This is a genomic window from Pseudomonas sp. GW821-FHT02H09, assembly GCF_059421425.1.
On sequence record NZ_JBWKVA010000034.1, the window covers coordinates 11,736 to 25,424 of the forward strand.

The following is a 13,689-nucleotide window of genomic DNA, read 5'->3' on the forward strand; positions in this document are numbered from 1 at the left end:
TTACGAACTTATATCCGTCACGATTTCGTCAGCTGCAAACCAGCCCTGATCAATCGCGAATTTTTTAACTCGCTCGGGGGAGGAGGTGTAGGCTACCAAGGCCAGACTCTGCATAGCGCGGCTACAAATGACGTAGAAAAGACGCCGCGTGCTTTCTACCGAGGCATCTCCCACTCCCTTCCCGCCGAATAGGTTTTCGTACTTAAACGTAAAACCACGTGCTTCTTCGTCGTCCATGATGACCATCACGCGGTCAAACTGTAGGCCTTTTACGCCCTGATGTGTATCGAAGTGGGCCTCGCCGGAAACGTAGTTTGCGAACCTTTCAATTTGGGAGAAAGGCGATTTCAAAAACGCATCGATAGCGTCAGTACGTTCATTCTGTTGGTCGGCTTCCTCTTCTGCAGGCTCCACACCATTGAATGCCTCATCACGATCAGCAGCTATTTGAAGCGATTCAGGGATTGAAAGAAGCTTTGTCTGAGCGATGCTGCGGAGAACGACTGAAAGTGTTGGATCTGCACCATCCTTCCAAAGCGACATTAGTTGATCGATTGATGACGAAACGAGCTTAAGCTGTGCATGCTGGTCTTTTGCGGCGCGTAACGCGTCGGCGCTCAACAACGGTGATAGATCGCGTGCGATACGAGCTATTGCAAACGAATCTTCGCGATGCCTTGCTTTGACCAGCGGTAACACCTCTTCGGAAAAAAAACGTACAGCCGGAAGCGAGCCATCAAGAAAGTTTGTTCGCCAGCTCTCTACCTCATAGAGAGGGACGAACATTTCAAGAAAGCCCATGCGTTTAGCGGCCATACGATGTTCGAGCGTCAGGGTTTTACAGGCTTGGAGGCTATTCCAGTTTTCATCTGCTGATGCCTTAACCATGTGGGCCGCGATAGACTTCTCGGCCGCTTGCTTGTCAGTTGTGTCCGTAGGAAGGATGTAGAGTCGAACGCAACCCTCAACGCTATCGGAGCGCCACTTTTGCTGCTGTTTGTCAGTTGCATCACGTACCTTATTAATCAAACTGACAACCCGTCTCGGACAGCGATGGTTCATTTGTTTCGTGGGCGTCGCCCAATCGTTTGGTAAATTCTGACCAAGGCCATCCTTACCATCGCTGTATATGCGCTGCATCATGTCGCCAAGTAGGCCGAGTGCAAAGCGTCCGCTGTGCACGGCCTGGACGGCAAATAGTGCTTCGATCAAATTCCGGTTCGTGTCCTGGCTTTCATCGATCAGTAGGAATGGGTAGCGACCAACCAGAATGCTCTGCATAGCTGGTTTGTTCATAAGGAAGTGCGACGTAAGCTGAATTACCTCCGAGTGATTAAGCGAATCTCTGCCAAGATTTTCACCGGAAGGGCTGTATACAAATTGCTTAACCGAATCGAGGTTTACAAGGCGCTTAGTCTTCGAGGCAATCTTTCTAAGGCGTGTCGCCGAGGCCTTGGTACCCGCACGGCCCTTCGCTTCCTCTCTCTCAAGCTTATCTATGTCATCTGCGAGATCCAAGCGGAGCCATTCGCGAATATCGCGGTTTAGCCCGTCAATCAGTGACCAAGCAAAGCTATGAATTGTCGACACGTGAATGGTTGGGTCAAATGCCATGCGTCTCTTGATTTCTTCACTAGCTGCTTTCGTGTAGGTGATAACGCCAATGTACTGCCCCTTCAGTCTTAGCCTCGTGCCGAAGTCAGCCTTAGCTTTCTGAAGGGCGGTGACGAGCGACCTAGTTTTTCCGGAGCCTGCACCCGCGAAAAGAAAAAAACTCTTCGGTGCATCGAGATTGAGGCACTGAGAGATTTCGACATCGACGGACGCGTCAATATCGTCCGGAGCCATGCTTTCAAGGGGAGTCATGGTTTTGCCCCCGTTTTTCCAATCACATCCTCTTCCCTGCGCTTCAATTGATCTGAAAGCCAAGAAAGCCCTTCATGGATGTACGCGGGCACTTTCAGGTCCTTGATTTCCTCGCTGTAGAGAAGGTCAAGAGCGAACTCTGCCTTATTTCCGTTCACGAGTGCCTCTGACGCCTGCTTGGCTAAGTCCGCAAGATCGGTAGCATTTGCAAGCGAGTCACGAAACTTGGCAATCAGACCGTACCCATCGAGTTTTGCAAATAATTCAGGATTCTCGTAAACAAGAGCATCCTCAAACGTGTTGGCAAGCGCCTCGGCCGGTGGCTGCCCCTTGAACACCATAGAGATAGGTTGTTGATATGCGACACGAAGGGCATAGCCGCTTGAGTCTACTAAGACTTTTTCCTCGCCCTTTTTGTCCAGGAGGAGATCGAGAGACTCTTCTTTTGGTATCCACGTCTTCAGTGTTTCGTTGCGTGCCCTCTGCCCAGCCCCCCGTACGGGCACAACGGAGGCGTTTGTCGTGCCATGTTTCGCATCGATATCTGTGACGATTAGGGTGCTTAACCCGAGATGCTGGATCAACGATCGCAAACGATGCGCGTGGCTGCCACCAATCTCCAGCCATGAGATGTAGCAACGCTTCAAGTATGCATAGGTCTCTCGCTCGCGGACAAGATGCGGTATGAGAATACGTTCTGCAGGCCCTTCAACAAGGATCGCGCCATCCGCAAAGAAAAGATCGCAATGCGTTGCCTTCAAGTAGCGCTTAACAAAACGTTCGGTTTTGTCCGGGCCGTCAAAGATCTCGGATAAGTTGACAACAGAGGTTAGAGGTACAGATCCAGCTTCTGCAGGTGCAGGTAACCGTCTGAAATACCGAAGAGATGCGAAGTCCGCTTCATGGGCAAGATGACTGGAATGCGTACTAACAATAAGTTGAGTCCGTAGATCCTTGGAGTCTTTTAGCTTGTCGTGCTTCCGAAGCACTGTATAGGCCTGCTTGATGAAAACCTGCTGCACTTGGGCATGGAGATGCGCCTCTGGCTCTTCGATGAGTACCAGATGAAGTGGAGGGATTTGCAGGTCTTCGGAGGTCGTCTGCCGACCTGCCTTGCCGACCTTCATCCACTTGTCGCGAAAGCTCATTAACGCAAAAACAATAGAAACTAGGTTTTGGTATCCAAGGCCGTTCGAATCCTCGGGGAGTCGATGTCCCTTGGCCTTCTCTGCCAGCTGCGTTGGCACCTCATATTGCACAGCAGAGCCGTGATTTAGTCCATCGATCGCCTTAATGCTGGTGGTGATAGTCAGTTTGGGATCGGTTACCCCTGGATATCCGATGTCTTCAAGCTCTTGGAGCGCATCCGCAAAGCTTTCCTCAAGGCGTTGACCAAAAGCAGTCTGGGCTTCATGAAGAGCTTGTAGCGCCTGTAGATCTTTCGGCTCAGGTTTGTCGAAAGGATCAAGATGTTGCGTGTAGTACGAGCGAAGTTGGCTTGAAAGCTTTTTACCCGCTCGCGGTTCCATGAAGCCTTCACCGATCTCTTCACTCTTCGGTGTTCCTGCGAATACGGCATGTCCGAAACCGCGCTGAGCGTTAATCTCGTCGATGCGGATGAGTCCATGAAACGGGTCGCCATCAATTGGTTCACTATGAGCCGGTAACGGCTGAGGACGGGCAAGTCCATTCTCAGGCGGTTTCAATGCGGATGGGTCAAGAAGATAAGCGCGAACCTCGAAGGCCGAGCGCATACGGCGCGCCAAGAAGTCGGTCATCGAGCGCGGCCAAAGGGCAAACGTCGAGCTTGGCTTCATAGGCAAAGCGACCTCAACTTCTCCAGTGTCGATGGCCGCTATAATTCCCAAGGATGACTCGTCTACCTCCGCCATGATGGCGGAAGCCGCCAGTTTTGCGATCAGGTACTCCTGCTGTAAGGCGTTTGCATCCTTAGGTTCAAACCGCAAGCGAACTCCGATGCTGGACCCATCCCAATCGAGTGTCGGCAGGAGTTTTTGTACGTAGTGCAATTCATGTGCTGGTACGTTGAGCCACACGTCGAGAAATGGAAGAACATCGTCCCAGGCAATCGGAACAAGTGGATCACTGCTCGAGACCTTTTCCCAATCGAAAGCTGCGTTATCAATTTTGGCCCAGTGCGGTAGCGTAAAGTCGTTGATCGAGAAGCCGGATCGATCAACCAAAAAACGCCGTAACGCCACCATTGCTGAAGTTTTTCCGCTGTTATTGGCACCAACGAAAACTGTGTTTGTCTCTGAAAAATCGATTCGGGCGGCCTTGAGCTTTCTAAAATTGCCCACTTCTATGTGCTGAATATGCATCCTAGCTCCTCGGCTCACCGTTGCAGTCAACGGCGGAGTGCGTTTCTTGTACTTCACAGGTGGCCTTTCAAGCCAGGGTTCGTCTTCCCCAAACCATAGCAGTGGATCTGTGAAGTGGCTGGCCTTGGTGGGTAATCAGGTAATTCATAGCCTCCGATATTCGAGGGCTAGCGATGCTGCGGAAGCATCGGAGTTGACCAGCACGCTTCGTGGTCATGACCGGCGTCGAGCGCCAAGGCTTCCTGGAGTCGGCAGTCGATATCCCGGAACCGCATGAGTTCAGTGCTCGCTTGAGTCTTGGGCATGCGGGCCACTCCCATGATTACGATCTGGCGTTCCAGGAGCATGATCACGGGCATGCGCATTCCGAGCTGGAAGGCCTGGAGTTGTCGATTGATGGCTATCAGGATGCGCATGCCAACGACATTCGCAAGCGCTTCACCAACCGCGAGGTCACCACAGGCCAGATCGTCATGTTCGGCCTTACTGGGGGGCTGATTCCATGCCCTGCCGCCATTACCGTCTTGCTCCTGTGTCTTCAGGTTAAAGAGGTAGCGCTAGGAGGCATGCTCGTTCTGTGCTTTAGCATCGGCTTGGCGATTACTTTGGTGGCTGTAGGTGCTGCTGCGGCTATTGGCGCTAAACAAGCGTCCAATCGCTGGCCATGGCTGGGCACCGTTGCTCTGTCAGTAGCACATACGGACCGGCAATGCTGACTAGAGGCTCATGTCCGAGTGAGTGAAGACTCCCGCTGGCGAGCAATTTGAAAATCCTTATGCGCCATTTCCTGCAGCGCTTTGAGCTGGTGACAATACTCCGAGATCGGCATTCCTTCTTCAAGCAGAGCGAGCAATTCGTTTTCCTCCGAGAAATACTTGTCGATAGCCATGATCAGGTGCACCGAACTGACGGTTTCTGTGTAACTCGACAGGTCACGGAAGGCCAGGTTGATGTAGTACTCAGCCGATTGTGGTGCGAGATGACCTGTCCAACTGATGACCTCAGCCAGGAATGTCTTGCTATCAAGCAGCGCACGCCGGAAGTCGTCTTCATTGGTGAGTTGGTGACGCTTGATGAATCGAATGAAGAGATTGGTGATGAAGGCGTGACGGAACATGTGGGCGCAGACTTGGGATTTGATGCCGGCTACTTTGCGCAAATGATTGATTTCGTTAGATATGGCGGCGCTTGTGAGCGGTCGACCCGTTGTTGCAGAGACGAAGAAATATCCGTGATCCTTTCCGCCCTTGTACACAGTGCGCATGATTTTGCGTCGCTCCACTTCTATGTACTGTTTGAGCTTTTTCAGAGCAGTAGAAAAGACGGGAATGTAGCGCTCGGCTCCGTCCGCCTGCTTGAGCGTATCTAGGCGCAGCACAGGATGCTCCAGTTCCAATGCTCTCAACACATCATCCACCTTTAGGTTTGCAACTTCGGTGCGCCTTGCCCCTGTATCGCTGAATAATTCAATCATGCAAGCACGCCTTACCTTGACAAAGGCTGGGGCTTTATCCTTTCGGATGGCGGCTTTCAGTTGCTCAATCTGCTCTTTGGTGATCGGGTTTCTGCGGTGTTCTCTGTGCGGCTCTCCGAACGAGTGATGCGTCAAGTACGTTCGATAGATATTTTTCCCTTTTCGTGAAACGGCGACGTACTTTTCCTCCCTGGCCCGTATTGCCCCTTCGAGAGAAACAAAATTGGGGTCTCCATATAGCCGGCCAACGAAGCCTAGAAAATCGAGCCAGACCTTTCCCGTGGCAACTACTGAAGTCTCTGATTTTCTTGCTCTCGCCGGATTGAAGCTCGAAGTTTCCTTTCGAATTTCATCAATATAATCGGTGAAATTTCCATCTTGTAGGGTGATGGGGTCGAGATCGTCTCGATAGCACTTTCGTAGCAGTTGACTCAACTTGGCGGCGTACTCTCCCATTGATCCACCTTTCTGGCCCTTCCGCGATAGCCCTTGCTGTCCGCGGCCTTTACGATTCAAAAGGGATTGAATATACAAATTGCCAATTATGCAGGGCGAGCCGTTAGGCCAGATCATGAACGGCACGTTAGTGGCGTCACGTGTAATCAAGCGGTCGACGGAAAAGTGGCTGAACGTCTTGAATTCACCCAAGAGGCTGTAAAGCTTACGGGTTGATGGACTGTTCATGAGCTAGCTTTTGCGGTAGTCGGAGATGTTGGCAACTTCCGCTACCGGGGTGTGAGCTTCGGAGTAACTCGGTACGTGGTTGAACGGTGGCATCCCCATACTCAGAATGGCCCGTAGAGTGTGTAGGGCATCGTGGGTCCGCTTCGCTCGGATCTTGTCGTCCGATGCGTCGCGTATGTTCGTGAGCTGAGTCATCGACTCGGATAGTGCGCGGAGCAATATCACATTCGTCTGCCTCTGCATCTCTAATTCCTGCTCCAACTGCTCCACCTTTCTTGTCAGCCCTGACTTGCTACGTTTATTAGCTTGTTGCTGCCGTTTCTCTGAAAACTCAACCGCCACCAGAGCTTTAAGGCGTAGCTCATTTAGTGCCTTGAAGCCACCAACTAGGTTTTCATTGGCATGTGTCTTCAGGCTGTTCAAGCTCATAGGGTATGTTTTTAGTGGCACGTCTTGCTCGCTCACTACAAACCGCTCGAGTCTTGCCAGACTTCCTTGACTTTTGAGGGCTAGGCGGAGATCGGCCTCCTGACTGAATTGCAATGGCCGTTGATTGATCTGCATAAGCAGAGTATGAAGCGCCTGGACGCCGGCAGCCACTTGGCTTGCTCGTGACGCTCTTTTCATGCTGCTTCCTCTGTCCTAATCAGACGGGCCACGACCTTGAACTTGTGGCCCTGGTGGCCCGTGAAGAATTCCGGCTCGATTTCCACCCAGCCCTCAACCACCAAGTCTTGGATCTGGTCTTCTAGATCATGGGTATCTATTAGGTTGAAGTCTTCTGTCCCGTGCCGTTTTTTGAGTAACTCAGCGAGCGCGAGGTAATTCTCAACATTGCCCATATGCAGTTGTTCGGCCACATAGTGTGCCTTTGCATTGGCTAGAACGGCTCCGTCGGTTGATTCGGTAATGTAATGGTAGACATGTTTTGGGTCCGCATGTCCCAGCATCCATTGCAGCGTGTCGAGTTTTGAGAAAGTGCCACAGTAAAAGAACAACATTGCAAAAAATCGACGCATCTGATGCTGGCGGAAATAGTAACGCTCCCCAGCTGCGTTTAAAGGTGTCTCGAAATAGTCACATAGCATGTCGAGGTTGCGGTTATACACGACAACGGAGGATTCCGTAAGCTTCGCTGCGCCTGTTATAGCAGGGATGGCGAACAGGGTTTTAAGCTTGCGGATGTAACCTATCCGTTGCAAAACCTTTTGCATTCTAATGAGAGTCTTTACCATATCTGCTGCTATAGGTTCTATAGGGCGCGCTTGCCTGCGACGATGACCAAATAGGTTGCGAGTGCTCTTTGCGCTTGTGAATATTAGCCACTTCTCAGTTTCATCAAGGCAGTTGGCTGCTTTTAATTCATACAGTTCGCTGGCGCGTCGCGCCATAAGCACGCCAACGGTCAATTGAATGCAACCGATATAAACCATCATGAGCTCATATAGGCCAGAATTGCTTCTGAGATTTTTGAAGTACTTGTGTTTTTCACCTTTGACGTTAGAAAAAGTTTTGACAGGGGCTGAACCACGCAATCGAGTTGAAAGGCAGAGTCTATTTACTCCAAGGGATGCCAATTTTTGACCAGCTAGATTTTGTATCTCTTCATCCGAAAGAGAGCTTGGTGAGATGTTACGCTTTCGACACTCCAGTGCAACTCGACAGAAAGCTTTAGTGATTTCCTGTCCATTATCGAGGTGGAACTCAATCGATTGGCGGACAGCCTTGAATACGATATCGGACGGAACGGTTCGAAACCTGCCTAAAGTTGACAAGTCCGGCATATAACGTTCAGCCTCAATTAGGGCCTCTAAGGAGGGGGCGGGAAGCGGAATCTCATGTAACAACCCAAGGCTGTATAAGGATGAACGATAGGAGTAATAACGGTTGCCGATCATTTTTTCATGCTGCCCACTTTTTATTGGCGCACTTCGGTATTCCTTTTTAAAAATACTCGTGTCACTGTTGAAGCAGAGTATTGAGTGGACGGGCTTGCCGAGGCTCTTACCTCGCAGAGTGTCTCTATAAATATCTTGGGAGAGCAATAAGGTATTAGGTTGTTTTCCGTAAGAAACTTGGTTGTGATAGAGGTTCCTCAAATACAGGGCAGCCCTTACCTGAGGAATTAGGTCATAGGATATTCCGAGTATGTCATCGTCCATTTGCTCATTGGTAATCAATCCAATCTCTGGGAGCTTCTCCAGTACGGCTGAGATCTCCTTTGAATCGGTGCGCTTGACTAGATCAAGGCAGTATTCGCGTAATCGATGAGTCCAATTGTATACGGATTCTGTAGTAAATGGTGTCGATGCGATGATATCTAGAGCTTCAATTAAGTTTCCGCTCGTTAGTCCCCCTAGTCCGTGAGAGAAAAGGTGGTATCGTTTGCCATTGATTAGCAATAAGTCAATGATGTGGCAAGTTGCGCGAAAGCGCTTCTGCTGCTTTTGCTGACTATTTGTTTCATTAAGGAAGCTTGATGAGTCGCGTGTGCAGGACGTCAAATAATACTTGAAGCTATCAAGTAATTGTTTGTGTCTGGGCTCTGTTAAAATGCTTCCATCATCCAGTACTACCCTCCAGTCAAGTTCTTTGAATATTTTGAATTCAAAGCTGATCCTCCACACTGGATCATCGAAACCGTTGAGTAGCCAACGGGCTGTTCGATATTCTTCTTTGGCCTCGCTTATAAAGGCCGATAAAAAATTTAGTTCAGGAGGCAGATGCATAGATCAAATTTTCCATGTGTGAAGCGTTGACATGCTTTTGCGCGATGTTTAGGTGATCCTGAAGGTCAGTGTTGTAGCCATTTTCGATCTCTCGCACGACCAAGTCGGTGAAATTCGACCAGTAAATGGCTTTAGAGCACAGTTTGGATGGAGCATGTGCATTGGAGACGGCCTCTTTCAATGAAAGGAGAGCAGAAAGAACGCCACTGTCAATCGAAATAAGTACACGATCCACGTGGTCAACATTCTCGATGTGCTGCTGTTTGGAGTTCGCCATTTTCATGTGATCGGGATTCCGAATATGATCAGGAATTTCGCGTAGGGCATGATTTTTTAGAAATTCATGAAGTTCATCCATGCTTTGGAATTTTGCAGCCTCCAATAAGCGAGGGCTATCCTTCATGGCTTCGCAAATAATGCCGCGCTGGAAAATTCGAATCCACCGGGTCTGGAAAAATGCAAGGATAGGCTCCGGTAGGTAACTACTCAGCAAAGAAGAATTATATCCAGTATGCCCAATAGCTCTAGCCATGGCTTCTGCGCTGTTAGTCTTTAGATAAATCTCAACCCCACTTGATGCTCGGAGCGATGTCAAAGAGACCCGAGTTATAAACTCTCGGATGGTGTTTTTGTCTCGACCAGAAAGATCTGAAAATTCATCAATTATCTGCTGGTGACGATCCAACATACTAGGCTTGATTCTGAATATCTTCGGCTTTTTCGGATAGCAGATTGCTCGCAAGCAGTGAAGGAATAAATATCGCCATGCATCATCGTTTGCATTGCGAAGTTCCTCCCGGAGAGGTTGCGTAAGAGAAATGATTCGGCGAACCCATACAGCCTGCCGCGGATGAAGGTCAATTTTTTGCTCACTCAACCCGTTTCCTTTTCGATCTTTGTATCCAACGAGTTGATAACCCCTGTCTGTTTTCAAAAAACCACAAAGATTGCCCCGTTTGTCATAGAGTTCAAAGTTATCGAAAAAACTTTCTGTTAAGCACGGGTGATGGTAGGTGAGTAGCAACTGCAGGGCGAAGAAATCGCTGGGTCTTGGTAGGGCAAATAATTTGGATGCGTCATCTTTTGTTGTTTGCCAAAGAATCTTGTTTGCATGCTCTCTGATATAAGCTAATCCATATTTGCTGAATGTTGCGCATAAGTTGTTTTCTCCGATGTCATCGATTTTTGCAAGTTGCCGGCCTATTTTCGTGATTGGTACCCCTGTGAGCGAAAGCTGGTCTCGAGCTATTTGTTTTTGGCGGATGTTAAAGAGTCTTTTTTTAGCCCACTTTACTACTATCTGATTGTCTTCTAGAATTCTTTTGAATATTATTTCTATTGCTTCAGAATCGGTCAGTTGCAGCGGTACCGAAGTTATTAGTTTGTCTTTAACAATGGTGCCGTCAGCTGTCGTTCTGAGATTGGTGTGGGAGCCAGGCGTGCAGGCAGAGGTTGGGCGTGGTAACTGACCTGTGAACGGTCTGGCCCAAATTCCCGATTGAATGAACGCCTCATCCAAAGTGTGAATGAACTTCGCATAGGAACGCGTCCGAGTTGCAATGTCAGTACCTACTTCCAGTGCTTGCTTGAAGTTGAAGATCATATAATCGATGAAGAGATTCTTGATCTGCAAGGGATGCTGGAAACTGGTGCTGGGCCAGAGCTCAGCGTTTTTCGAGAGAAAGGTCAAAAACAAATTGAAGTCAGAGTGTGCAGGTGCAAGAAGTTTTTGTGCATTCTGTCGGTAGTTCTTATAAATCTCTTCTGCAAACTCTTCTCCGTGGGAGTTCCAGATCAGGTTGATCGGAATAAAGCTGATTGCTTCTTTGCGGCCTTGGACAGGCCAGCCATTCCAGTAGCGTACTGACTGTAAGTCGAGGTGCTGCTTTGCCTGCTCCCAAATATGCTTGTTGTTACGGGGAAAAACCTCCTTTCGAGATAAAGAAGGCAAAAGCGGGATCTCCTTACGCATTTCATCCCACAGCATGACGAATCCTCTGGCGTAGCGCTGTCTGCCCGTACCGTTGAGGGGGAGCAGAGATTCGTCGGCTAACGATCCTAGAACGCCTTTCATGACATTGAGAAATGATGGAGAGGAGAGACACAAATAAGAAATCGAGATGCCCGTGACGTGACAGTAGGCTTCGAAGACCTTCACAAGGTGAGTAGCTCTTTCCAGAGAGTTAATCGCAGCGCAACGCTCCATGAGGTCCACGACGTCTGGGGGAATGACTCTAAAGCGATAGTTCACTAGCGACTGCATATGCTTGATAACTGTCAACGAATTTCCCTCATAACTATTTCCACAAAATGCCTGAAACAAACGATCGTTGATGATTTTGACGATGTTGAGCAAGTGGCAAATTGATCGAGCGCAGCCTCGACGCTGATCTGGCGCTGGCATTGAGCCTCAATGGCCGCGATCTGTTTCGTGACGATCAGCCGCTGAAGATTCTCTTGATGTCGGCGACCCTCGAAGGCGAACGTCTGGCGGGGTTGCTGGATGACGCACCGATTTTGCGCAGCGAAGGGCGCATGTACCCGGTGACGATGCGTTGGGGCCGGGCGTTTCAGCCGGGAGAATTCATCGAGCCGCGCTTGGTGCAGACCATCCTCGAGGCCTTGAACGACGAAAGCGGCAGTCTCCTGGTTTTTCTGCCGGGACAAGCGGAGATTCGTCGGGTGCATCAGCAGCTGGCTGATGCGTTGGGTGAGCGCACTGAGGTATTGCTTTGCCCGCTGCACGGCGAACTGGACCTGGCGGCACAGCGCGCTGCCATTGAGCCGGCACCCGCCGACAAGCGCAAAGTGGTGCTGGCCACCAACATCGCCGAGACCAGTCTGACTATCGATGGTGTGCGGGTGGTGATCGATGCCGGGTTGGCGCGGGTACCGCGTTTTGATCCGGGCAGCGGCATGACTCGCCTCGATACTCAACGGATCTCCCGCGCCAGCGCTACACAGCGTGCCGGGCGAGCGGGGCGTCTGGAGCCGGGCGTGTGTTATCGCCTGTGGTCGCAAGACCAGCATGAACAATTGGCGGCTTATGCCAGTGCAGAGATTCTTTCAGCCGACCTCGCCGGCCTGGCCTTGCAACTGGGTCGCTGGGGCGTAACACCCGGGCAATTGGTCTGGCTCGATGTGCCACCGACGGCGGCTTATGCACAGGCTCAGGATTTACTTGAGCGATTGGGCGCGCTGGAGGGCAAGACCGCAGATGACTGGAAACTGACCCGTCATGGGCAGGCGATGGCCGAACTGCCGGCGCATCCGCGCATTGCACATTTGTTGTTGCGCGGGCAGGCGCTGGGGTTGGCGGACATGGCCTGCGACGTCGCCGCGCTGCTGGGCGAGCGGGACATTCTGCGCGGCGCCGGCGCGGATCTGCACAGCCGGCTGGTGCTGTTGTCGGGTGAAGAGCGAGCGGCTCGCGGTGCTCAAGGTGGCGTTCAGCGGGCCCGGCAACTGGCGCGGCAGTACCGCGGCTATCTGCGAGGCAAGGCACTGCAGCCGGTCAGCGATCCCGATCATCCGCGCTGGCTGGGTGCGCTGCTGGCCCTGGCCTATCCGGATCGCGTCGCACAGCAGCGGCGTGCCGGTGGAGCGGAGTATCGCCTGGCCAACGGTCGCGCCGCGCTGTTCGCCGAGGCCGATAGCTTGATGAAACAACCCTGGTTGGTGATTGCTGATTTGGGCAGCCGTCAGGGGCAGCGTGAAGAGCGGATTTATCTGGCTGCGGATTTCGATCCGGCGCTGTTTGATTCGGTGCTGGCTGAACAAGTGCGCAACGTCGATCAGCTTGATTGGGACGAGCGCGAAGGCGTGCTACGAGCCGAGCGACAGCGCAAGGTTGGTGAGCTGATACTCAGTCGAGAGCCGTTGACCGGGCTGGATGAAGCGGCACGCAGCCAGGCGCTGGTCAATCTGGTGCGACGTAAAGGGCTCGAGTTGCTGCCCTGGACGCCGGAGTTGCGCCAGTGGCAGGCTCGGGTGGCATTGTTGCGTCAGCTGGATCTGAGCAGCCTGGGGCACAGCGAATGGCCGGATGTCAGCGATGCGGCGCTGTTGGCAGGCCTGGAGCATTGGCTGTTGCCGTATCTGGGGCGGGTGTCGCGACTCAGTCACTTCGCCAATCTGGAACTGGCCAGCATTGTCCATAACCTGCTGCCGTGGCCATTGCCTCAACGCCTGGATGAACTGGCGCCGCACCATTTGACGGTACCTTCCGGATCCTCGGTTCGACTGGACTACAGTGAGCAGCCGCCGATTCTGGCGGTGCGCTTGCAAGAGCTGTTCGGGCTGGCTGAAACCCCGCGCATCGCTGGCGGCCGGCAGGTGGTCAAACTGCACCTGTTGTCACCGGCCAGGCGGCCAGTGCAGGTGACGCAGGATCTGGCGAATTTCTGGCGCAGCACCTACGCCGAAGTGAAGAAGGATCTGAAGGGGCGTTACCCGAAACACTACTGGCCGGATGACCCGCTGGTGGCCGAGGCGACAGCGCGGATCAAGCCGCGTAAGTAAGTCGGCGAGCCTATTGGCGATCGTTCCCACGCTCTGCGTGGGAATGCCTCACTGGACGCTCCGCGTCCGCTTC

The 13,689-nt window shown here is 51.7% G+C and carries 6 protein-coding genes and 2 pseudogenes; 2 read left to right on the forward strand and 6 right to left on the reverse strand.

All coding sequences use genetic code 11. The features are described 5' to 3' along the window. Together AC07VR_RS30190 and AC07VR_RS30195 are read right to left on the reverse strand one after the other, a co-directional pair. Nucleotides 1-1,866, reverse strand: coding sequence for a UvrD-helicase domain-containing protein (locus AC07VR_RS30190; RefSeq protein WP_495013466.1), 1,866 nt, complete (start codon nucleotides 1,864-1,866; stop codon nucleotides 1-3). Then, complete coding sequence (locus AC07VR_RS30195) at nucleotides 1,863-4,208, reverse strand: AAA family ATPase (protein ID WP_495013467.1); 2,346 nt, start codon at nucleotides 4,206-4,208, stop codon at nucleotides 1,863-1,865. Before AC07VR_RS30195 ends, AC07VR_RS30190 begins: the two co-directional genes overlap by 4 nt. 224 nt (nucleotides 4,209-4,432) lie before the next feature. Here AC07VR_RS30195 and AC07VR_RS30200 point away from each other — a divergent pair. Continuing rightward, nucleotides 4,433-4,891, forward strand: a pseudogene (locus AC07VR_RS30200) (HoxN/HupN/NixA family nickel/cobalt transporter); the annotation flags it as partial. A 41-nt stretch (nucleotides 4,892-4,932) separates the two neighbouring features. Here AC07VR_RS30200 and AC07VR_RS30205 read toward each other — a convergent pair. The 4 genes from AC07VR_RS30205 to AC07VR_RS30220 are packed head-to-tail and all read right to left on the reverse strand — an operon-like array spanning nucleotide 4,933 to nucleotide 11,451. Beyond that, on the reverse strand, nucleotides 4,933-6,366 hold the full coding sequence (locus AC07VR_RS30205) for a tyrosine-type recombinase/integrase (protein ID WP_495013468.1): 1,434 nt from the start codon (nucleotides 6,364-6,366) through the stop codon (nucleotides 4,933-4,935). Nucleotides 6,367-6,369: 3 nt separating this feature from the next. Then, the gene (locus AC07VR_RS30210) at nucleotides 6,370-6,993 is read right to left on the reverse strand and encodes a hypothetical protein (RefSeq protein ID WP_495013469.1); all 624 of its coding nucleotides are present in this window, start codon (nucleotides 6,991-6,993) and stop codon (nucleotides 6,370-6,372) included. Further along, nucleotides 6,990-9,095 (reverse strand): integrase, encoded by a 2,106-nt coding sequence (locus AC07VR_RS30215; protein ID WP_495013470.1) that lies wholly within the window; start codon nucleotides 9,093-9,095, stop codon nucleotides 6,990-6,992. Before AC07VR_RS30215 ends, AC07VR_RS30210 begins: the two co-directional genes overlap by 4 nt. Further along, the gene (locus tag AC07VR_RS30220) at nucleotides 9,079-11,451 is read right to left on the reverse strand and encodes a hypothetical protein (protein WP_495013471.1); all 2,373 of its coding nucleotides are present in this window, start codon (nucleotides 11,449-11,451) and stop codon (nucleotides 9,079-9,081) included. Before AC07VR_RS30220 ends, AC07VR_RS30215 begins: the two co-directional genes overlap by 17 nt. Nucleotides 11,452-11,465: 14 nt before the next feature. Here AC07VR_RS30220 and hrpB point away from each other — a divergent pair. Continuing rightward, nucleotides 11,466-13,616: pseudogene (hrpB, locus tag AC07VR_RS30225) on the forward strand (ATP-dependent helicase HrpB); the annotation flags it as partial. Nucleotides 13,617-13,689: the final 73 nt, after the last annotated feature.

Bases quoted from the DNA above. Each gene is read 5' to 3' on its own strand.
- AC07VR_RS30210 (WP_495013469.1), bottom strand. From the start codon at position 6,993: ATGAAAAGAGCGTCACGAGCAAGCCAAGTGGCTGCCGGCGTCCAGGCG.
- AC07VR_RS30205 (WP_495013468.1), bottom strand. From the start codon at position 6,366: ATGAACAGTCCATCAACCCGTAAGCTTTACAGCCTCTTGGGTGAATTC.
- AC07VR_RS30190 (WP_495013466.1), bottom strand. From the start codon at position 1,866: ATGACTCCCCTTGAAAGCATGGCTCCGGACGATATTGACGCGTCCGTC.
- AC07VR_RS30215 (WP_495013470.1), bottom strand. From the start codon at position 9,095: ATGCATCTGCCTCCTGAACTAAATTTTTTATCGGCCTTTATAAGCGAG.
- AC07VR_RS30195 (WP_495013467.1), bottom strand. From the start codon at position 4,208: ATGCATATTCAGCACATAGAAGTGGGCAATTTTAGAAAGCTCAAGGCC.